This is a genomic window from Kitasatospora sp. NPDC001159, assembly GCF_053598235.1.
On sequence record NZ_JBSFJV010000024.1, the window covers coordinates 44,589 to 65,476 of the forward strand.

The 20,888-nt window shown below is 73.6% G+C and carries 17 protein-coding genes and 1 pseudogene; 5 read left to right on the forward strand and 13 right to left on the reverse strand.

Features of this window, described 5'->3' with window-relative positions; all coding sequences use genetic code 11:
- The first annotated feature begins 13 nt into the window (after window positions 1–13).
- Entirely contained in the window at window positions 14–637 is a 624-nt protein-coding gene (locus ACWC9T_RS15205) for an endonuclease (protein ID WP_449821510.1), read from the forward strand.
- Between the two features lie 72 nt (window positions 638–709).
- Here ACWC9T_RS15205 and ACWC9T_RS15210 read toward each other — a convergent pair whose 3' ends face one another.
- Both ACWC9T_RS15210 and ACWC9T_RS15215 read right to left on the reverse strand, forming a co-directional pair.
- Window positions 710–1,390, reverse strand: coding sequence for a DUF6445 family protein (locus ACWC9T_RS15210; protein ID WP_449821511.1), 681 nt, complete (start codon window positions 1,388–1,390; stop codon window positions 710–712).
- Between the two features lie 125 nt (window positions 1,391–1,515).
- Window positions 1,516–2,163 carry a TetR/AcrR family transcriptional regulator gene (locus ACWC9T_RS15215; RefSeq protein WP_449821512.1) on the reverse strand — a complete coding sequence of 216 codons (648 nt, stop codon included), beginning with the start codon at window positions 2,161–2,163 and terminating at the stop codon, window positions 1,516–1,518.
- 126 nt (window positions 2,164–2,289) lie between these two features.
- On the opposite strand from ACWC9T_RS15215, the gene ACWC9T_RS15220 reads away from it, so the two are divergent.
- The 3 genes from ACWC9T_RS15220 to ACWC9T_RS15230 all read left to right on the forward strand — a co-directional run bounded on the left by ACWC9T_RS15220 (window position 2,290) and on the right by ACWC9T_RS15230 (window position 5,436).
- Window positions 2,290–3,774, forward strand: a complete 1,485-nt coding sequence (locus ACWC9T_RS15220; protein WP_449821513.1) for an MDR family MFS transporter — start codon at window positions 2,290–2,292, stop codon at window positions 3,772–3,774.
- A 100-nt stretch (window positions 3,775–3,874) separates the two neighbouring features.
- Window positions 3,875–4,804 carry a mycothiol conjugate amidase Mca gene (mca, locus tag ACWC9T_RS15225; RefSeq protein WP_449821514.1) on the forward strand — a complete coding sequence of 310 codons (930 nt, stop codon included), beginning with the start codon at window positions 3,875–3,877 and terminating at the stop codon, window positions 4,802–4,804.
- Window positions 4,805–4,884: 80 nt separating this feature from the next.
- Entirely contained in the window at window positions 4,885–5,436 is a 552-nt protein-coding gene (locus ACWC9T_RS15230; RefSeq protein WP_449821515.1) for a PaaI family thioesterase, read from the forward strand.
- Between the two features lie 229 nt (window positions 5,437–5,665).
- On the opposite strand, the pseudogene ACWC9T_RS15235 reads toward ACWC9T_RS15230, so the two are convergent.
- From ACWC9T_RS15235 to ACWC9T_RS15245, 3 genes and pseudogenes are all read right to left on the reverse strand, one after another.
- Window positions 5,666–6,234: pseudogene (locus ACWC9T_RS15235) on the reverse strand (YdcF family protein); the annotation flags it as partial.
- Window positions 6,235–6,255: 21 nt separating this feature from the next.
- Window positions 6,256–7,218, reverse strand: coding sequence for a prolyl aminopeptidase (gene pip, locus ACWC9T_RS15240; RefSeq protein WP_449821516.1), 963 nt, complete (start codon window positions 7,216–7,218; stop codon window positions 6,256–6,258).
- Window positions 7,219–7,283: 65 nt separating this feature from the next.
- Window positions 7,284–7,982, reverse strand: coding sequence for a TetR/AcrR family transcriptional regulator (locus ACWC9T_RS15245; RefSeq protein WP_449821517.1), 699 nt, complete (start codon window positions 7,980–7,982; stop codon window positions 7,284–7,286).
- Between the two features lie 126 nt (window positions 7,983–8,108).
- Here ACWC9T_RS15245 and ACWC9T_RS15250 point away from each other — a divergent pair, with 126 nt between their 5' ends.
- Window positions 8,109–9,674 carry an MFS transporter gene (locus ACWC9T_RS15250; protein ID WP_449821518.1) on the forward strand — a complete coding sequence of 522 codons (1,566 nt, stop codon included), beginning with the start codon at window positions 8,109–8,111 and terminating at the stop codon, window positions 9,672–9,674.
- Between the two features lie 26 nt (window positions 9,675–9,700).
- Here ACWC9T_RS15250 and ACWC9T_RS15255 read toward each other — a convergent pair whose 3' ends face one another.
- The 8 genes from ACWC9T_RS15255 to ACWC9T_RS15290 all read right to left on the reverse strand — a co-directional run bounded on the left by ACWC9T_RS15255 (window position 9,701) and on the right by ACWC9T_RS15290 (window position 20,850).
- Window positions 9,701–10,528, reverse strand: a complete 828-nt coding sequence (locus ACWC9T_RS15255) for a lysophospholipid acyltransferase family protein (protein ID WP_449821519.1) — start codon at window positions 10,526–10,528, stop codon at window positions 9,701–9,703.
- Window positions 10,525–11,355, reverse strand: coding sequence for a GNAT family N-acetyltransferase (locus ACWC9T_RS15260; RefSeq protein WP_449821520.1), 831 nt, complete (start codon window positions 11,353–11,355; stop codon window positions 10,525–10,527). Before ACWC9T_RS15260 ends, ACWC9T_RS15255 begins: the two co-directional genes overlap by 4 nt.
- Before the next feature lie 373 nt (window positions 11,356–11,728).
- Window positions 11,729–13,108, reverse strand: coding sequence for a serine hydrolase domain-containing protein (locus tag ACWC9T_RS15265; RefSeq protein ID WP_449821521.1), 1,380 nt, complete (start codon window positions 13,106–13,108; stop codon window positions 11,729–11,731).
- A 71-nt stretch (window positions 13,109–13,179) separates the two neighbouring features.
- Window positions 13,180–14,616: a M1 family metallopeptidase gene (locus ACWC9T_RS15270; RefSeq protein WP_449821523.1), complete on the reverse strand. Its 1,437-nt coding sequence runs from the start codon at window positions 14,614–14,616 to the stop codon at window positions 13,180–13,182.
- Window positions 14,598–18,488, reverse strand: a complete 3,891-nt coding sequence (locus ACWC9T_RS15275) for a Pls/PosA family non-ribosomal peptide synthetase (protein WP_449821524.1) — start codon at window positions 18,486–18,488, stop codon at window positions 14,598–14,600. Before ACWC9T_RS15275 ends, ACWC9T_RS15270 begins: the two co-directional genes overlap by 19 nt.
- A gap of 363 nt (window positions 18,489–18,851) precedes the next feature.
- A complete protein-coding gene (locus ACWC9T_RS15280) occupies window positions 18,852–19,718 on the reverse strand; it encodes an NmrA family NAD(P)-binding protein (RefSeq protein ID WP_449821525.1) in 867 nt (288 codons plus the stop codon).
- Complete coding sequence (locus ACWC9T_RS15285; protein WP_449821526.1) at window positions 19,715–20,203, reverse strand: hypothetical protein; 489 nt, start codon at window positions 20,201–20,203, stop codon at window positions 19,715–19,717. The genes ACWC9T_RS15280 and ACWC9T_RS15285 overlap by 4 nt, the downstream gene beginning before the upstream one ends.
- Before the next feature lie 125 nt (window positions 20,204–20,328).
- A complete protein-coding gene (locus ACWC9T_RS15290; protein WP_449821527.1) occupies window positions 20,329–20,850 on the reverse strand; it encodes a MarR family winged helix-turn-helix transcriptional regulator in 522 nt (173 codons plus the stop codon).
- Window positions 20,851–20,888: the final 38 nt, after the last annotated feature.

Consider the following 20,888-nt stretch of genomic DNA (forward strand, 5'->3'; position numbering starts at 1 on the left):
GGAGGTGGCGGCGATGACGCTCGGTGTCCCGGAGCTGCTCGCCCGGTACGGCCGCACCTATGCGGAGGAAGCCGGGATCACCCTGCGCGACGAGCCCTCGCGGCTGTACCGGCTGCTGGTGCTGACCGTGCTGTGCTCGGTGCGGATCAGTGCCGGAACGGCCACGGCGGCGGCGCGGGAGCTGTCGGCTGCTGGCCTGCGGACGCCTGTGGCGATGCTCGGTGCCCGGCGGCGCACGCTGATCGAGGCTCTCGGCCGGGCCCACTACGTGCGGTACGACGAGAGCACCGCCACGGCGCTGGGGCGGGGTGCGGAGTTGCTGCTCGACCGCTGGCACGGGGATCTCCGGCGGCTCCGCGAGGAAGCCGGGGGCGAGGCCGGGCGGATCGGCGAACTGCTACGGGAGTTCCCGCGGATCGGGCCGGTCGGGTCCGAGATCTTCCGGCGCGAGGTCCAAGCGGTCTGGCCCTCCCTGCGGCCGTACTTCGACGAACGAGCGCTGGGGGAGGCGCAGGTGCTCGGCCTGCCGGGGAGTCCGGAGGGCTTGGCGGCGCTGGTCGCGCCGGAGGAGCTGGCCCGGCTGGCGGCGGCGCTGACGCGGGCGAGCCTGGCGCACGTCGGGGCAGCGGGCGCCTGACCGGGCCTCCGTCGGGTCGCCCGACAGGCCACCCGCCAGGTTCATCTGTCAGGCCGTCCGTCAGGCCGTCCGTCAGGCCATCCAGAAGAACACCGCGGTCATACGGCGGTCCGCCAGCTCGTTGCCGTAGTAACTCGTGGCGCTGTGGATCAGGTTGGCGTGGTAGAGGAGCAGCTGGTTGTAGCGGTTGGGAACGCGGACGTCCTCGGTGAAGTGGTCGGCGGGCACATGGCGGGTGCCGAGCGCCTCGACCAGGTTGTTGTGCGGGGCGTCGACCAGGTTCCCGCCGAGGCGGCCGCCGGGGAATTGCTGGCGGTAGAAGCTGGTGCCGGCGTCCTTGGGCGCGTCCGGGCTGAGGTAGAGCACGGCGGCGTAGTGGCAGAGCGCGCGGGAGTCGGTGTGCGGGCGGGACTCCGACTCCCCGGCGCCGACGACCTGGACGCAGTTGTGGTTGAGCGTGCCGCCGCCAGGGGTGCTCTGCACCCACAGCCGGGAGACTCCGGTGGCCTTGCGGACCAGGCCCTCGACCCGCGCCAGCTCGTCGGGCTCCAGGCCCGGCATGGTGCGCACGCCCGGCCAGGTCTCGGGGCGGTACGGGTAGCCCTCGGTCCAGTCACCGCGGGCCAGGACGCGCTCACGGACGGCGTCCGGGTCGGGCAGGACGTTGTCCAGGACCCAGTAGTCCCGGCCGCGAGTGGGCTTGCGATAAGGCAGGACCGGCAGGGCGGTGGGCCTGATGGGCTGTGAGGGCATGGGCCGACCATAGGGGCGGCGGCCGTCAACCTTCTGCCGTGAACAGGTCAACCTTTCGTCAAGTGCGGTGTTGGTGCGGGGTCTTCATCGCCGCGTCGCGACCTCCCGGTGAACGGCGTGGGGGCCTAGTCTGCACGGACGGCGTAGCTGCCGAGGGCGCCCTCCAATCGGTCGAAGGCGCGGGCGGCCCAGGGGCGTACGGCGACGGCGATGGCGGCGTGTTCCTCGCCGGCCAGGGTGCGGCGGAACACCTCGGTGAACACCGCCCGGTCGACGGCGGCGAGCAGGGCGGCGGCGACCCGACTCTCGAAGTCGACGGGTATCGCGTGTACGGCCTCGGCCAGTGCCGCGGCGAGCGCGGCCTCGCCCTGCTCGTTCAGCTCGCGCAGCCGGGCACCCAGGGCCGGGCTTTCGGTGATCGTGCGGGCGAAGTCCTGGCCGGAGAAGCCGAGCCGCGGGTCGTGCCGGTCGAGCGCGGCCAGGCAGTCGCGGCGCAGCGCGGCGAGGGCGGACTCGCTGGGGGCGCGCCCGGCGACGGTGCGGGCGAGTCGGAGGACGAGCTCCTCGTGCAGGTCGAAGAAGAGGTCCTCCTTGCGCGGGAAGTGGTTGGTGACGGTCATCTTGGCGACGCCCGCGGCGGTCGCGACCTCGGCGATGGTCGTCCGGTCGAAGCCCTGCTCGAGGAAGAGCCTGGTCGCGGCGTGCGAGATCGCCTCGCGGGTGCGGCGCTTGTTGAGCTCGCGCAGGTTCGGCGTGGTCCCGGTGTCGGTCATGGTGGGAGCCTAGCGCAGTTCGCTGGGTCGAGCCCAGAAATTAGGCTTGACCTAATCTCTGGGTTCGCCCTAAGTTCTTCCCGTCGGCCGGATGGGTTGACGGAGGGGCGACCCAGGGGAGGGCTCATGACCACGTCGGTCACCACACAGGTCACGGCAAGGGGCGGGACAAAGGGCATGGCGGAGGGCAGGCGCGGGGCGGCTGGGGCGCAGTGGCCGGAGCCGTTGCCGCCGGGCCTGTTGAAGATGGGCGCGGTGCTCGCGCTGGGCCCGATCCTGGCTCTGCTCGACACCACGATCGTCAACGTCGGCATCGACTCCGTCGCCCGTGATCTGCACAGCTCGATGGCCGCGGTCCAGTGGGTGGCCACGGGGTACCTCCTGGCGATATCGCTGACCATGCCGCTCTCCGGCTGGGCCGCCAGCCGGTTCGGAGCCCGGCGGGCCTGGCTCGGCTCGGTCGTCCTGTTCGTGCTGGGATCCGCGCTGTGCGGCCTGGCCTGGTCGACGGCCAGCCTGATCGCCTTCCGGGTGCTGCAGGGCATCGGCGGCGCGATGATTCAGCCACTAGGGCAGACGATCATGGTGCAGGCGGCCGGGCGGTCCCGGCTCGCGCGGGTGATGGGCACCATGCTTCTCCCGAGCAGCCTGGCCCCGGTCCTCGGGCCGATCCTCGGCGGGCTGGTGCTTGAGCACCTGGACTGGCGCTGGATGTTCCTGCTGAACGTGCCGGTCGGGCTGCTCACCCTGCTGCTGGCGGCCCGGTGGCTCCCGGCTGAGGCTCCGTCCGAACTTCCGAAGCCCCGGCTGGACGTCACCGGTCTGGTGCTGCTGTCGCCGGGTCTGACGGGGCTGGTCTACGGGCTCCCCACGATCGGCGAGGGCGGTGCGGTCGGCCCGGTGGCGGTCGCGGTGGGTGCGGTGCTGCTGGTGGCCTACGGCCGGCACGCGCTGCGGGTGGGGCGTCACGGAGTCCGAACACCGCTGATCGACCTGAGGTTGTTCGTTCGGCGCGGCTTCGCGGTGGCGACGGCGAACAGCTTCCTGCAGGGCGCCGCGCTGTACAGCTCGATGTTCCTGGTCCCGCTCTACTACCAGCAGGTCGAGCACGCCGGGGCGGTGGAGGCCGGGTTGCTGCTCTCCCCGCAGGCACTCGGCACGGCGGTCACCTCGCTGCTGGCCGGCCGAATAGCCGACCGCCTCGCGCCACGCCCGCTGACCCTGCTCGGCATCGGCTGCTCGCTGCTCGGCACCCTTGCCTTCACCCAACTGGGTGCGGGCTCCGGCCCGGCCGACTGGCTGCTCGTCGGCTCGCTGGCCCTGCGCGGGGCGGGTATGGGGATCATCCTGATCCCCGGTATGGCGGCGGTGTACGGGAGCGTTGACAAGGCCCAGGCGCCGGCGGCCGCCGGCGCGGTCAACGTGCTCAACCGGCTCGGCGGGGCGCTCGGTACGGCGGTGCTGACGCTGGCCCTCCAGCAGGCGCAGGCCGGGCACCCCGGGCACCCGGGTGCGGCCTTCGGCGCGACCTTCTGGTGGGTGCTGGCGCTGTCGGCGCTCGCTATCGCACCGGCCCTGCTCTACCCGGGTGCCGCCCGTAAGGCAGACTGACCGGCCGTCGGCCAGTGATCATCGACCAGTTCCCGCCGATCCCGTCGGCTCTCATCAGCGCCCAAGCTCCCATCGGGTGCTATCGACCACGAAGGTACTCATGTTCACCAAGCACCCCGGCGGCCTGCGCCTACTCGCCGTGCACGCGCACCCCGACGACGAGTCCAGCAAGGGCGCGGCCACCCTCGCCCGGTACGTCGCCGAGGGCGTGGACGTCCTGGTCGCCACCTGTACCGGCGGCGAGCGCGGCTCGGTGCTCAACCCTGCGATGGACCGGCCCGAGGTCCGGGACGACCTCGCCCGGATCCGGCGCGAGGAGATGGCTGCGGCCCGTGAAATCCTCGGCGTGCGGCAGCAGTTCCTCGGCTTCGTCGACTCGGGGATGCCGGGCCCGGACGAGCCGCTGCCGGAGGGTTGCTTCGCCGCCCAGCCGGTGGAGGTCGCCGCGGCCCCACTGGTCGCCCTGATCCGGGAGTTCCGCCCGCATGTGGTGATCACCTACGACGAGACCGGCGGGTACCCGCACCCGGACCATGTGATGACCCACCAGGTCACCGTCGAAGCCTTCGAGGCCGCCGCCAACCCGAAGCGCTGCCCCGAGGCGGGCGAGCCCTGGCAGGCCGCCAAGCTCTACTACCACCTGGCGCTCTCCCGAGCCTGGTTCCAGACCCTCCACGAGGCCATGACGGAACGCGGAGTCCCGTCGGCCATGGGCGAACTGCTCGCCGGCTGGCCCGACACCCCGCCCGCTCTCGTGACCACCACCCGAATCACGTGCTCCGAGCAGTTCGCCATACGGGACGCGGCGATGCTGGCGCACGCCACCCAGGTCGAGCCGGGCGTCGCGTTCATGGCTCACCCCCGGGACGTCGAGAGTGAGGTCTGGCCGACGGAGGACTACCACCTGGCTCGGAGCTTCGTCGGCGGAGCCGGGACGGGCGGAGCCGCAGCGGCCGGGAGCGAGTCGGCCGGGGTCGAGACCGACCTGTTCGCGGGGCTGTGGGCAGGAGGGGTGGAGGGGAGGGATTGAGCGAGGAGCGAAACCGGAGGTCGACGGCCTTGCGTCGGACAGGACTTGAGTCGGGGCTTCGAACAGGGCAGGTTGATCTCATGACGAATCATCAGCCTGCTGGCGGAGAGCAGCAGCCCCCCGTCGTCGGTCAGGAGCTGCGCACCCGTACCCACAGCTGGACAGCCGGCCCGCCGATCTCCGAGTATCCGCATCTGAGCGGGGAGGAGTTCCTGGTGGAGTGGATCGCCGGGCGAATCCCTGAGCCCTCGATCTGCAGCACCATGGGTTTCCATCTGGTCGAGGTGAAGCCGGGCACGGCGGTGTTCGAAGGGGAACTGGGCGATCATCTGTTCAACCCGATGAACACCGTGCACGGCGGATACCTGGCGGCCCTGCTCGACTCGGCGCTCGGCTGCGCCGTACTGAGCAAGCTGCCGGCCGGGATCGGCTACACCACCACGCAGTTGAACGTCCACATGCTGCGCCCGCTGTTCGCCGGCTCGGGGCTGCTGCGCTGCGAGGGCGTGGCGCTCCACCTGGGCCGGACGATTGCGACTGCGGAGGCCAGGGTGGTCGGCGCGGAGAGCGGCAAGCTCTACGCCCACGCCACTACCACCTGCGCGATCCTGGCACCCCGCCCGGCGGCCTGACCGGCCGGCGAGCCCTCCGCTGAGCCGTTGGGCCCCGACCGCCGCGGCGACTGCCGCAACGACCGGGGCCCGAACCGAATAGCCCAGCCCAGCCCAGGCTCAGGCCCGTCGAGCCGGAGCCCGTCGAGCGCCGAGGGCCCCGACACCTGAGGCGCTCAGAGCGCCGCCAGCACCCCGCAGAGCGCAAGGAGGCCGTAGATCCCGAAGCTGATCAGCTTGTGCGAGAGGACACCGCCGCGAACTCGCGGATGGTCGCGCTCGGCCAGTAGTACCGGGCGGTGGGCGAGTCGAACACATGCCCGTTGGCGCCCGTCTTGCGAGCGATCAGAGCCGCCCGGAAGGCGTGCAAGTTGTTGCCACGACGCAGTGGTAGTCGGGCTTGGCCCGCTCCATGATGGCCTTGCTGAAGAGCAGGTTCTCCTCGATGGTGCGCGAGGGGTCCTCCCGCTCTATGTGCCCCTCCGGGAAGCCGCGCTCGACCAGGTAGTTCGCCATCGCATGGGACTCCGGCAGCTTCTCGTCCGGCCCCTGGCCGCCCGAGGTGATCAGCACCGGCGGGTTGCCGCGCGCGGCCTGCTTCTCGTACACCGCGCGGCCCCGGGGGAGCTGGCTGGCCAGCAGTGGCGGGACGCGCTCGCAGCCGATCAGTCCGGAGCCGAGGACCACTGCGAAGTCCACGCCCCGGCGCGGTCGGTGGCGGCCGTAGAGGAAGGCGTAGCCGGCGAAGCAGACGAACAGGAAGGAGATGTAGCCGACCACCAGCACGGCGGTGCCCGTCAGGATGCCCAACCGGACCGGTAGCCCCAGGGGCATTCGCTCTCAGGCGAAGCGTTCGACGGCCGTGAGGACCGCCTCCGCCATCCGCGGGCTGCCAGTGTGTCCGGCTTCGTCGACGACCGTCAGGTTGGCGTCCGGCCAGGCCTTGGCCAGCTGCCAGGCGGTGTGCAGCGGCCCGCCGAGATCGAGCCGTCCGTGGATCAGTTCGCCAGGGATGCCGGCAAGCCGTCCGGCGTCGCGCAGCAGTTGGCCGTTCGTCAGGAAGGCCCGGTGCGAGAAGTAGTGCGCCGTGATGCGGGTGAAGGCCATCAGGGCATCTGACGGGCGGTCGGTGTAGGCGTTCGGCTTGCCCAGCGCCTCGTGTGCGATGACCGCGTCCTCCCAGGTGGCCCAGGCCTGGGCGGCGGCCCGACGGGTGCTCTCCTGCGGGCTGTTGAGCAGCCGGCTGTAGGCGGCGAGCAGGTCGAACACGTCGCCGTCACGGTCGGCGGCGGGCAGGAAGTCACGGAACTCCTCCCAGGGGCCCGGCAGGAAGCGGCCGACGCCCTGGTAGAGCCACTCGGTCTCCTCGGGGCGGGTCATGGTCACCCCGCAGATCACGATCGCGGAGACCCGCTCAGGGTGGGCTTGCGCGTACGCCAGGATCAGGGTGGAGCCCCACGAACCGCCATACAGTAGCCACGTGTCGACGCCCAGGTGCTCGCGCAGCCGCTCCAGGTCGGCGACCAGGTGCGCGGTGGTGTTGTGCTCCAGCCCGGTCGACGGGTCGGCGGCGTGCGGCAGGCTGCGTCCGCAACCGCGCTGGTCGTACTGGACGACGCGGTAGCGCTCGGGGTCGAAGTACCGCCGGGAGCCGGGATGGTGGCCGGAGCCCGGTCCGCCGTGCACCACGACGGCCGGCTTGCCCGCCGGGTTGCCGGAGGTGTTCCAGTGGATCCGCTGCCCGTCGCCGACGTCCAACAGGCCCTGTGCGTACGGCTCGTCGTGGGCATACGGCTCGGGCATCGGTAACTCCTCCGTGGACGTTCGGACGGGGTGCCGAGCGAGCCTACCTGCTGGCAGATGCCCGGTCACCGCTGCTCCGGCGGCAGTAGGGCCGCCAGTCCGTCGAGGATGCGCTCCACGCAGAACTCGAAGCGGGCGTCGAGGTTCGGCTCGGTGAGGTCGCCCGCCAGTGCCACCAGGTTGGGGAAGTCCTCGACGGGCAGGGCGCGGAAGCGCTCCCGGACCTCGGTGACGACGTCCAGGCGGCTGGCGCCGTCGGCCTGGGCGGCCGACATCGGCGACTGCTCCTGCAGGACGAAGCCCTGGACGAAGGAGCTCAGCAGGTAGGTGGTCAGGGCGGCGTGCGCGTCGGAGAATCCGGCCTCGCGCAAGCGGTCCAGCTGGTCGTCGAGCAGTCCGAAGAGGTGCGGCCCCGGGGCGAGGCGGCCGGCGACGACCTTGGCGGCGTCGCGGTTGTCGTGCAGCACTCGGCGGTAGCGCCAGCAGTACCCGCGCATCTGCACCCGCCAGTCGCCCTCGCGCGGCGGGGGTTCGGCCGAGGCCATGATCGCATCGTTGAGCAGGTCGAGCAGCTCCTCCTTGTTGCGGACGTGCCAGTAGAGCGAGGCGGCCTTGACACCGACCTCGGCGGCGACCTTGCGCATCGACAGTCCGGCCAGGCCGTCCCGTTCCAGTACGCGAAGCGCCGCCTGGGCGAGGGCTTCCCTGGTCAGGGCGGGTGTCCCGGTGTTGTGCCCCGGCGTGGCGCTGTCGTTCTCCGGCATGGCTGTGCGGACGCCTCCCAGCGGTGTCGTGAAAATCCTGCTTGCAATCTAACACCGTTAGGGGCACGCTGTGGCTGCCAAACCGCCCCTAACGCCGTTAGGGGACTTGAGATCGGGAGGGATTCTATGGAGGAGTCGAGCGCCCGCCGCCAACGGCTCGCGCTGCTCACGCTCTGCGTCACCATGTTCATGTCCATGCTGGACAACGTCATCGTCAACAACGCCCTGCCCCGGATCGGGCAGGACCTGGACGCCGGGATCAGCGGTCTGCAGTGGGTCGCCGAGGGTTACAGCCTCGTCTACGCGGCCCTGGTGCTGACCGGCGGCGCGCTCGGCGACCGCTACGGCCGCACCCGGGTGTTCCGCCTCGGCCTCGCCCTGTTCACGGCCGGCTCCGCCGTGGCCGCCCTCGCCGGGTCGATCGGCGTGCTGGTCGGCGCCCGGATGCTCCAAGGCGTCGGCGCCGCGCTGCTCACCCCCGGCAGCCTCGCCCTGCTGCGCCACGTCTTCACCGACGAGCGCGAGCGCGCCAAGGCGATCGGCACCTGGTCCGGGGTCTCCGCGCTCGGCCTGTCGATCGGCCCGGTGGCCGGCGGTCCGATGGTCGAACACCTCGGCTGGGCGAGCGTGTTCTGGATCAACGTGCCGATCGGCGTGGCCGGGCTCATGCTCGCCGCCCGCGTCCTGCCGGACATCGCCCCGCGCCCGCGTCGGATCGACCTCGCAGGCCTCACCCTGTCCGCGGTCGGCCTGGCCTTGCTGGTCTACGCGCTGATCGAGGGCCCGTCCCGGGGTTGGACGGACGCCCGGGTGCTCGGCTGCGGCGCTGCGGCTGCCGTCCTGCTGCTGGCCTTCCTGGTGCTCGAACTGCGCCTCGCCGAACCGATGCTGGAGCTGCGCCTGTTCCGAGACGGGGCGCTCGGCGGCGCACTGCTCAGCGGCTTCATGGTCAGCTTCGGGATGTTCGGCGCGCTGTTCTTCCTGCCGCTGCTGATGCAGGGCGTGCTCGGCTGGTCCCCGGCCGCGGCCGGCTACGCCGGGCTGCCGATGACCGCGATGCTGGTGGTCGCCGCGCCGCTCTCCGGCCGGCTGACCGCCGGGTACGGCCCGCGGCTGCCACTGGTGCTCGGAGTCGCGCTGTGCGCGGTGGGCCTCGGCGGGCTGTCGCTGTACGGCGACCACGCGCACTACCCGGCCTACCTGTGGACGCTGTTCGCCATGGGCCTCGGGATGGGGCTGACCTTCACCCCGGTCTCGATCGCGGTGATGCAGCGGGTCGCCCCGGCACAGACCGGGATGGCCTCGGCGACCATCAACACCCTGCGCGAACTCGGCGGTGTACTCGGCATCGCCGTGCTGGGCGCGGTCCTGACCAACCGGATGACGGACTCGCTGACCTCGACCCTGCACCGGCTCGGCGTCCCGCCGGAGGCCGTCGGCTCGATCGCGGACGCCCCGGCCGGCGCGGTGCACGGCACCGGCGGTACGGCGGCGGCGCTGCCCGGGCCGGTTCAGGCGGCGGTGGACGACGCCTTCATCGACGGCATCCACCTCGCCGTGCTGTGCGGAGCGGGCGCGCTGGCCGTCACCGCCGTCCTGGTCGCCGTCCTGCTCGGCCGGGTCCGTTCGCTCGCCCCGACCGGCCCCGGCCGACCGCAGCCGGAGGAACTGGCCGGGGCCCGGGCCGCCTGAGCGGCGCACCACGTCGTACCGGAGCCTCAGCGGCTGCGCTCCACCGCCGCCTGCGCTGCGCGGGCCAGCTCTCGGCGGGCCCCCGCCCGGGTGGGCTGCGGCCCGGGCGGCGGGATCGGCGGCAGGAAGGTGACGTCCGCGACCAGTCCGCGCACCGCGACCACCCGGGCGAGCGAGGTGAGCAGCCCGTCGTCCCCGATGAAGGCGGGCGCGCTGGTCGGTCGCCCGTCCGCCAGCCGGTAGCGGATCGTCACCGGCTGGACGAAGGTGCCCGCCTCCACTGCGGCCTGGAACAGCGCGGGCCGGAACCGGCCACTCTCCCGACCGCACCAGGTCGAGCCCTCCGGGAAGACGATCACCGGTTGCCCGGAGCGCAGCACCTCGGCCACCGCCGCCACCGTGTCCGGGAGGGCCCGCAGTCGGTCGCGGTCCAGGAACACGGTGCCGCCCCAGGCCACCAGGCGCCCGAGCACCGGCCACTGTCGGACCTCGGTCTTGGCCAGCGAACGCCCCGGGCGCCCGGCCGCGAGCAGTGGTATGTCCAGCCAGGACACGTGGTTGGCCACCACCAGCGCCCCGCCGCCGACCGCCCTGCCCGGTACGGGTGTCCCGGGCGGGCCGAGGCGGACGGTCACCCCGAGGGTGCGCAGCAGCACCCGCGCCCAGAGCCGGATCAGCCGGTCCCGGGCGCCGTGGGGCAGCAGCCGCACCGGCAGGCTGAGCAGCACACCCGCCAGCACCGCCGTCAGGCAGGCGGCCAGCCGCAGCGCCCGCCGGAGGTGGGAGACCTCCGGCGCGCGCTCACCCAGGCAGGTCTCGGGCCGGCAGGGCGCGGTCGGCAGCCAGACGCTCATGACGAGGCGCCCAGGGCGGCTGCTCCGGACAGGAAGTGCCGCAGGTAGCGCGGGTCGGTGCGCTCCAGCGACAGCAGCACGTACAGGTCGGCGCAGCCGAAGTCCGGGTCGTACGCGGGCTCGCCGCAGACCCAGGAGCCGAGGCGCAGGTAGCCGCGGAGCAGGGCGGGCAGGGCGCCGCGCTCGGCGCGCGGCACGCCGGTGGCGTCCCAGCGGCGGTGCGGGGTGACCCGGTACTGCTCGGGGGCCAGGTGCTTGGCGCTGACGGTGTCCCAGACCCGGGCCGCGGTGGCGCCGCCGTCCTCCAGGTCGATGGAACAGCAGCCGCCGACCCAGGTGTTGCCGGTGTCGGCGAGGTAGCGGGCGATGCCACCCCACATCAGGTTGATGACCGCGCCGTTGCCCCGGTGGTCGGGGTGGATGCAGGAGCGGCCGAGCTCGACCAGGCCGGGGCGCACCGGCGCGAGCGCGGAGAGGTCGAACTCGCCGTCGGAGTAGAGCCGTCCGGCCCGCCGGGCGGCCTCGGGGCGCAGCAGCCGGTAGGTGCCGACGACGGCGCCGTGCTCGCCCTCGCGGACCAGCAGGTGGTCGCAGTACTCGTCGAAGGGGTCGACGTCGAGCCCGGCGACCGGGCTGTGCAGGGCGGCGCCGAGTTCGGCGGCGAAGACCTGGTGGCGCAGCCGCTGGGCGGCGCGCACGTCGTCCTCGTCGCGGGCGAGGCTGACGGTGTAGGCGGCCGGGGCCGCCTGGTGGCGAGGCGCGGGGACCGCCGGGGTGTCGTGCGTGGGGGCGACTGCGGACGGAGCGTACGTGGGGACGGTGGTCATGGCGGACCCTCCAGGGCAGCACGATCGGCGGTGCCGTGGAATTGCCAGGGCACCGTCCCGGCCCGCAGACGTTGGGCATGGACGCGAACCGGTCCCCGTATGTCTCTCCAAGCCGGTTGGCATTCACGTTGCGGCCCGGCGGATCGCAGATGTGCACCTGCTGAATGGGACCACGCGTGGCTTGGCGGTCATCTGCCGGGCACCGGGCGGCCGTTCGCCCGGGGTGGACAACGGGGGTGCACACCTGCATTGTGCGCCCCCGCCGTCACATCCCCCCGGTCACGGGACCGCTCTCAGGGCCCGGCCGTCACACCGTCCACACCGTCGTGACCGTTCGGTGTCACGCTCGCTGTCGCGGCGAGGCCCGGCGGGGTCAAACGGCCCGCCAGCCCTGCGGGTCGACGCCGCCCGGGACGACCCCGGCCGGCCCGTACGGCTCGCGGGTGTAGACGAAGGAGCCGACGTCCAGGTGGCTGACCGTGCCGTCGGCGCCCCGGACCACCCGCAGGGTCTCGCCGGCGTAGTAGTTGTCCAGCCCGATCCAGGTGCCGTCCGGCTGGGGCCGGAAGCGCGAGCCCCGGCGGCCGCTGGCGAGTTCGGTCAGCTCCAGGACGTGGTCGGCCTTCAGCCGCAGGGCGTTGGGTGCGGCGCCCCAGTACCAGGGGCCGGTGAGCGCGAGCAGGTCCTCGTCGACCTCGGACAGCGGGCGCCAGGGCTCGGGCAGCCTGGGCTCGTGCTCGGCGGTGGTGGTGATCAACTGGGCGGCCAGCAGCGGGGTTTTGGCGCCGCTGGTGGCGTTGGACAGGGCGAAGGCGGCCAGGCCGTCGTCCTCGCTGACCCACAGGCCGGCCGTGAAGCCGGGCATCGAGCCGGAGTGGCCGTACAGCAATCGGCCCTCGTGGCGCCGCAGTTGCAGGCCGAGTCCGTAGCCGGAGGTCCAGGCGGCGTCGTCCGGGCCGACGGCGGGTCGGCGCATCTCGGCGAGGGACTCGGCGCGCAGCACCTTGTCGTCGCCAGCGGCGAGGAAGGCCGCCCAGCGGGCCAGGTCGGCGCCGGTGGACCAGAGTTGGCCGGCCGGGCCCATCAGACCGGTGTCGGTGAGCGGTTCGGGCAGCATGACGTCGGCCCACGGGTGGACGGCGAAGCCCCCGGCGTGCGGGTGTTCGGGCAGCAGCGTGGTGCGGTCCATGCCGAGCGGTGCCAGCAGCTCGCGGCGCAGCACCTCGCCCCAGGGCTCGCCGCGCAGCTTCTCCACCAGGGCGCCGAGCAGCGCGTAGCCGGGGTTGGAGTAGTGGTGGCGGCGTCCGGCAGGGTGCTTGAGCGGGTTCTCCCGCTCCAGCAGGTCGCCGAGTCCGGGCCGCAGCGAGCCTTCGGTCCGCTCCCACCAGGGCTCGGGGGTCTCGGCGGCGAGCCCGCCGGAGTGCGCGAGCAGCTGGGCGAGGGTCGCGTCGTCGGCCGCGGTGCCCGGCAGGTGGCGGGCCAGCGGGTCGGAGAGGTCGAGCAGGCCCTCGTCGCGCAGTCGCAGTACCAGTACGGCGACGAAGGTCTTGGTGAGCGAGCCGATCCGGTACTGGACGTCCGGCGTCGGCGCGTGCCCGTCGATCATGCTGCGGGCGCCGCTCCACACCAGTCGCCCGTCCCGGACCACCCCGGCGACCAACGAGGGGGTACGGCCCTCTGCCTGGGCGACGGCGATTCGGTGCAGCAGGGCGCGGCGGGTGGTGGGCAGCAGCTCGTCGAGCTGATCGGTCATCTGATCGTCTGAACTCATCGACATGGACGGACAGTAGCCCAGCCGAGCCCCGGACCTGCCGGATCAAGCCGTCAGCCAGGCAGCGCCGGCAGCTCGGGCCGCTCCAGCCAGGCCTCGAACAGCGGGCCCAGCGGTGCGGTGGTGTACCGGGAGGCGTGCGCGAGCAGGTCGCCGGTGGCGACCACGCCGTGCCGGTTGATGCCCGCCCAGTCCCGCAGCATCGCGAAGAACGCGTTCTCGCCGAGCGCCCGCCGCAGCGCGTGCACCACCAGGCCGCCGCGCTGGTACAGCCGATCGTCGAACATCAGCTTGCGGCCCGGGTCGCCGAGCCGCAGGTCCTGCGGCAGCCCGGCCAGCAGCCGGTGCGCGGCGGCGGCGTGCACGGCCGCGCCCGGGCCGCCGGAGTGCTCGGACCAGAGCCACTCCGCGTACTTGGCGAAGCCCTCGTTGAGCCAGATGTGCCGCCAGTCGGCGATCGAGGCGCTGTTGCCGAACCACTGGTGGGCCAGTTCGTGCGCGATCAGCCGCTCGCGCTCCCAGCCGCCGCCGAGGTGGTTGGTGCCGAAGGTGGCCACGCCCTGCGCCTCCACCGGGACGTCCAGCTCCTCGTCCGCGACCACCACCGCGTACTCACCGAACGGGTACGGCCCGAAGACCCCGGCGAAGTAGGCCATCATCTCCGGCTGCCGGGCGAAGTCCCGGGCGAAGGCCTCGGCCAGCGGCTGCGGCACGTACCCGGTCTGCGCCACGTACCCGGTCCGTGGGGCGGCCGGGCGCGCGGCCAGCGGTACCGGCACGTAGTGCCCGATCGACACGGTCACCAGGTACGGGGAGGTCGGCGCGCCCTGCTCGTACACCCAGGTGGTGCTGGACGCCCGGGTGGTCCGGGTGAGCAGCCGCCCGATCGCCACCACGGTGAACGGGGACGGCGTGGTGACCGCTATCTGGTACGTCGCCTTGTCCGCGGGCCGGTCGTTGCACGGGAACCAGGACGGCGCGCCGACCGGCTGGCTGGCCACCAGGGCGCCCTCGGTCAGCTCCTCCCAGCCCAGGCCGCCCCACGGGCTGCGCACCGGGCGCGGGTTGCCGGTGTAGTGCACCTCGACGGTGAAGGCCGCGCCCGCCGCCAGCGCCTTCACCGGGCGGATCCGCAGCTTGCCGCCGCGGTGGGTGTAGCGGGCGGCCTTGCCGTCGACCAGTACCCGCCCGATCCGGAACTCGGCCAGGTCGAGCGCGAACTCGGCCAGCGCCGCGTCCGCCACCGCGCTCAGCCGGGCCGAGGCGGCCAGTCGGTTGGGCCCGGGCCGGTAGTCCAGCGCGAGTTCGTAGCGGTGCACCCGGTAGCGGTGGTCGCCGCTGGCGGGGAAGTACGGGTCCGGGCCGCCGACGGCCGGCGGGACGTGCTTGGACTTCACGGGGACGGGCGCTTCCTGCGGGCCGGGACGGGGAGTCGTACGGGTGGTCGTGCCAGCGAGCGTCTCAGGGGTGGTCATGACGTGGTCTGCCACGCCTCGATCGGGTTGCCCAGCCACCGCGTGTCCGCGGGGACGGACTCGGCGCGCATCACCAGCGAGGCCGGGCCCAGCGTGCTTCGCGCGCCCACCGTGCTGCCGGGCAGCACGATCCCGCCCGGGCCCAGGGTGGCGCCCTCGCGGAGGACCACAGTATCCATCCGCATGATCCGGTCGTGGAAGAGGTGCGTCTGCACCACACAGCCCCGGTTGACGCTGACCCCGTCCCCCAGGGTGACCAGGTCGGCCTCCGGCAGCCAGTAGCTCTCGCACCACACGCCGTGCCCGACCTTGGCACCGAGCGCCCGCAGCCACAGGTTCAGCACCGGGGTGCCCGGCACCGCGCCGACCAGCCACGGCACCGCCAGCACCTCCACGAAGGTGTCGGCGAGCTCGTTGCGCCACACGAAGCCGCTCCACAGCGGGTGCTCCACCGCCCGGAACCGTCCGACCAGCAGCCACTTGGCCGCCACCGCGACCAGGCAGGCCACGCCGCCCGCCACCAGCAGCACCAGGCCCGAGACCAGGGCGGCGGCCAGCGGCGACCAGGAGTACGCCAGCCGGGACAGCGCCGCCACCGTCAGCAGTCCGAGGGCACCCGAGGCCAGCACCGGCACCAGCCGGGCCACCTCGACCAGTCCGCGCGCCCACAGCAGCCGGGCCGGCGGCTCGTAGGTCAGGCTCTGGTCCGCCTGGTCCGCCGCGCGCGGCAGCCGCATCGGCGGCATGCCCAGGTACGAGCCGCCCTTCTTCGCCTTCTCCGGTGCCGCCGACAGCACGCCCACCAGGCCCCGCTTGGGCACCGTGCGGCCCGGCGCGGTCATCCCCGAGTTGCCGAGGAAGGCCCGCTCGCCGACCTTCGCCTCCCCGAGCCGCACCCAACCGCCGCCCAGCTCGTACGGTGCGATCAGGGTGTCGTCGGCCAGGAACGCGCCGTCCCCGACCGTGGTCAGGCTGGGCAGCGCCAGCACCGTGGACACCTCGGCGCCCCGTCCGACCCGCATCCCCAGCGCCCGCAGCCACAGCGGGGTGACCAGCCCGGCGTACAGCGGGAAGAGCACCTCCCGGGCCTGGTCCATCAGCTGGGTGACCAGCCACGCCTGCCAGCCGACCCGGCCGTGCAGCGGGTGCACCCCCGGCACCAGGCCGATGCTCAGCAGTCGCACCAGCGCCACCAGCTGCGCCGCGTACACCGCGCCGAAGGCCAGGGTGGCGGGCAGCAGGCCGAGCAGCGCGCCGCCGAGTGCCGGGCCGAGGGCCGCGCCCTGGCCGACGAAGCGGATGAGCGCGGCCAGCGCGGCCACCGCGGGCAGCACCGGGAGCAGGCTGAGCACTGCGCCGCCGACGCCGTACAGCGCGGCCCAGCGGGCGCGGCGCGCCGGTCGCTCCTTGGGCCAGGTCCGCTCGGCCCGGCCGAGCTTGACGGCGGGCGCGCCGCCCCAGCGCTGGCCGGTCGGCACCTGGCCGATGACGCTGGAGCCGGCCACCACCTGGGCGCGCTTGCCGACCCGGGCGCCGGGCAGCAGCGTCGAGCGGGTGCCGACCGCGGCGCCGGAGCCGACCTTGACCTGGCCGACTTCCAGCAGGTCGCCGTCCAGCCAGTAGCCGCACAGGTCCACCTCGGCCTCGACGGCGCAGCCCCGGCCCAGCTTGAGCATCCCGGTGACCGGCGGCAGCGAGTGCAGGTCCACCTCGGGCGCGACCTTGGCGCCGAGCGCGCGGGCGTACCGGACCAGCCAGGCACCGGACAGCGCGGTGGCACCGCTCAGCTCGGCGAGCCGCTCGGCGGCCCACAGCCGCAGGTGCACGGATCCGCCGCGCGGGTGGCTGCCGGGGCGCAGCCCGCGCAGCAGCAGTCGGGCGCCGCCGGCCGCGATCGCGAGGCGCCCCGGCGGGGTGTACAGCGCGAGCGCGCCCGCGCCGACCGCCCACCAGGGGGTGGTGGGCGCCCACGGGTAGTCGCCGAGGTGGGAGAGCAGGTTCCCGGCCGCCAGCAGGGCGACCGTCCAGCGCAGTCCGACCACGGTGAACAGCGGGATCAGCAGGAGCAGCTGCAGCAGCTTGGCCCGGGTCGGCACCAGGGCGACGGTACGGGCCTCGCCGCCCTCGGCGGCGGTGCGCTCCAGGCGCCGGGCGAGCTTGCGCAGCGTCGGGTGCTGGTAGATGTCCAGCACGGCGACGCTCGGGTAGCGGGTGCGCAGCAGGGTGGTCAGCCGGGCGGCGGCCAGGCTGCCGCCGCCGATCGCGAAGAAGTCGTCGCGCGCGCTGGTGACCTGCACTCCGAGGATCTCGGCCCACTGCTCGGCCAGCCAGGCCTCGGTGCCGTACAGCTGCTCGCTCGGCCCGGCGGCCTCCAGCTCGGGCAGCGGCCAGGGCAGCGCGTCGCGGTCGACCTTGCCGGAGGTGCGGGTGGGCAGGGCGTCGACGGGGGCGAGCAGCGGCACCAGGGCGGCGGGCAGCTCGGCACGCAGTCGCTCGACGGCCTGCTCGCGGTCGAAGCCGTCCTGGACCACCAGGTAGCCGACCAGCAGCTGGTTGCCGCCGCGCGCGGTCCGCACGGCCGCGGCCGCGCCGGCCACGCCGGGCAACGCCTGCAGCGCCGCGTCCACCTCGCCGAGCTCGATCCGGCGGCCGCCCAGCTTGATCTGCTCGTCGGCACGGCCGAGGAACAGCAGGCCGGCCGGGTCGGCCTGGACCAGGTCGCCGCTGCGGTAGGCGCGCTCCCAGCCGATCGAGGACAGCGGCGCGTACTTCTCGGCGTCCTTCTCAGGGTCGAGGTAGCGGGCCAGGCCGACCCCGCCGACGACCAGCTGCCCGGTGCCGCCGGGGGCGACCGGCATGCCGGCCTCGTCCACCACGGCGAGGTCCCAGCCGTCCAGCGGCAGGCCGATCCGGACCGGCCCCTCGCCGGTCAGCAGCGCGGCGCAGGCGACCACCGTGGCCTCGGTCGGGCCGTAGGTGTTCCACACCTCGCGGCCCTCGGTGACCAGGCGCTGCACCAGCTCGGGCGGGCAGGCCTCGCCGCCGAAGATCAGCAGCCGGACCTCGTTGAGCGCCTCGGCGGGCCAGAGCGCGGCCAAGGTGGGGACGGTGGAGACCACGGTGATCTCCTGCTCGGCCAGCCAGGGCCCGAGGTCGGCGCCGCTGCGCACCTGCGAGCGGGGGACGGGCACCAGGCAGGCGCCGTGGCGCCAGGCCAGCCACATCTCCTCGCAGGAGGCGTCGAAGGCGACCGACAGGCCGGCCATCACCCGGTCGCCGGGGCCGATCGGCTCCTCCTGGAGGAACAGCGCGGCCTCGGCGTCGACGAAGGCGGCGGCGTTGCGGTGGGTGACGGCGACGCCCTTGGGTTTCCCCGTCGAGCCGGAGGTGAAGATGATCCAGGCGTCGTCGCCCGGGGTGGGGCGGCGCCCGCTGACGGCTGCGCGGGTCACGGTGGTGCTGACGGCGCGCTCGGCGCCGAGCACGGCGGCGACCCGGGCCTCGCCGAAGACCAGCTGGGCGCGCTCGTCCGGGTCCTCGGCGTCCACCGGGACGTAGGCGGCCCCGGCGGCGAGCACGGCCAGGACCGAGACGTAGAGGTCGTTGGTGCCTGAGGGCACCCGGACGCCCACCCGGTCGCCGGGGCCGATCCCGGCGGCGGCCAGCCGGCGGCGCAGCTGCTCGACCTCGACGGCCAGGGCACGGTAGCTGAGCACGGTGCGACCGTCGTCGAGGGCAGGCTCGTCGGGGTGGGCGCGCACGGTGGCGTCCAGGACGTCCACCAGGGTGCGCGGGGCGGCTGCCGGGCGGCCGGGGTACAGCGCGCGCGCCGGTTCGGCCCGCAGTGGCTCGGCGTACTGCTCCGGGTGGATCGGTTCAGCGGTCATGGCAGCCGTGCGCTCCTCGTCCTCGCCCCGTTCCGACCGATGCCCGGCCCTTGGGGCGGTGGGAGCACCGCCTGACCGGGTGGCCCCCACCCCGGGGCCGGAGGGGACAACCCGACCGATGGTAGCCCCGGGATTCCGCCACGGCAGGAGTGGAAACTCGGCTCAACTCAACTTGGAATGACCGAATCTGACGAATGATCAGTCAACAACTGATGCCTTGTGGAGCGAATGTGACGGGACATCAGTCGAATTGACGAAAACGTCAGAATGAATTCCTGATGGTGATCCATGCCACACCGAATGCTGCTCCCTTCGGGTGGCGGGCCGGCGTTTCGGCCTCGGGCCCGGCCCGCCGACGGGTGCTCAGCGGAAGCGGTGCAGGTGCTCGCCGAGGAAGGCCTCCAGGGTGCGCGGGGCGCGCCCGACCAGGCGGGTGAAGGTGTCGTCGGGTGACTCCTTGCGGACCACCGCCAGCTGTTGGATCTCGACCACGTGGGTGGCCAGCCAGTCCGGCATTCCGGCCCAGCCGGTCAGGTGGGCGTGCAGTTCGGCCGGGGCCAGGTCGAGGTAACGGACCGGTCGGCCGAGCAGTTCGCCCAGCAGGGCGGTGAGCTCCGGGTGGCTGTACGCCCGCCCGCCGGTGAGCGGGTAGGTGTCGCCGCCCAGCTCCGGGCGGGTGAGGACCTCGGCCGCGAGGTCGCCGATGTCCCGGGCGTCCACGTAGTTGCACCGCGCCCCTCCCATCGCGCCGTGCACCACCCCGGCGGCGGCGATGCCGGGGGCCAGGAGCAGCAGCTTCTGCATGAAGGCGTACGGCCGCAGGATCGTGGTGCGGACGCCGCAGGAGCGCAGGCGCTCCTCGATCAGGTGGTGGCCGCGGGAGACGGCGACGGGGGAGTCCGCCTCGGCGGCGGGCGCGGAGACCTTGACGATGTGCTCCACGCCGGCGGCGACGGCCGCGCCGACCGCGTTCAGCTCGTGCCGGACCTGGTGCGGGCCATTGGCCATGGTGAGGAACAGCTGGTGCGCGCCGCGGAAGGCCGCCCGCAGCGAGTCCGGGTCGGCGGCGTCGGCCGCGAGGGTCTCGGTGCGGGCGAGGGTGCGGTCGTCGAGCTCGGCGGCCAGCCGGGCGGGGTCGCGGCTGAGCGCACGGCTCGGGGCGCCCAGGGCGGCGAGGCGGCGCAGGGTGGCGCCGCCGGTGGCGCCACTGGCGCCCATGATGACGATCACGACGTCTGCCTTTCGGGTCGGGCTGCGGAGTGGAGTCGGTGCTGCGGTTCCCGGGCGGGGCGGCTGCCGCGCCAGCGCCAGGTGGTGATCGTGGCCGCGATCGCCGAGGAGACCGGCAGGTCGACCGGCAATCGGTGCGGCCAGGGGCTGTCGGCGAGTGGCGGGATCTGCGGGAGCCAGTGCGCGGCGGCGAGGCCCACGGCCAGGGCGAGCGTCGCGGCCGCCAGGCCGAGCCCGGCGGCCGCGAGGGCGCGGGGTGTCCGGGCGGGTCGGGTGCGGGCGGGGCGGCGGCGCAGTACGGAGCCGAGGGCGGCGGCCACGGCGGCGGAGGTGCCGCCGATGGTGGTCAGCGCGGCGGCGACCAGCTGTGGCTGCCGGGTGACCGCTCCGCCGAGGCCGGCCGTCACGGCGGGCATGGCGTAGGCGGTCAGGACCTCCCGCCACACGACGAAGGGCGGGGGTGCGCCGGGGGCCTTCTTGCTCATGGGTCCTCCTTGTGCGGTTCTGATGTCCCGGTTTTGATTAGGTGCCTAAGTATTGATGCTTAGGTGCCTAACTGTTTGGGCGAATGAGGGCGGGCCGCCTCGGCCCGCCTTCGGGGTGGGTTGGGTCAGTCCTCGGTGAGGGCGTCGATGCCCGCGACGACCCGCGCCAGCAGGTCGAGGAAGGTGGCCCGCTCCTCGACGGAGAGGTCGCTGACCAGCGACTGCATCCGGGCGAAGTGCTCGGGTGCGAGGTCGCGCAGCTTGTCGGCGCCGCGTACGGTGAGGATCACCACATTGCCCCGGCCGTCCTCGGTGGACGGGCGGCGGGCCACCAGGCCCTCCCGCTCCAGGCCGTCGACCAGCCCGGTCACGGTCGCCCGGGACACCCCGAGGCTGGCCGCGAGCTGGGAGGGTGACTTCTCGCCGCCGTGGTCCTCCAGGTCGGACAGCAGGCGGTAGCGGCCGGTGGAAAGTCCGAAGCGGCCGAAGTGCACCTCGCCGGCCTGGCCGAGCCGGGCGCCCGCCGCCATCAGCCGGGTCGCGACCAGGATCGCCTGCGGGTCGGCCGTCAGGCCGTAGCGGGCGATCTGGCGGCGGGCCTGGTCGAGGGTGGGGGAGGCCGGCTCGGCCCCGTGGTGCGGCGTCATGGAAATAATATGGCGCCTAATCAGATCGCCGGTCAAGT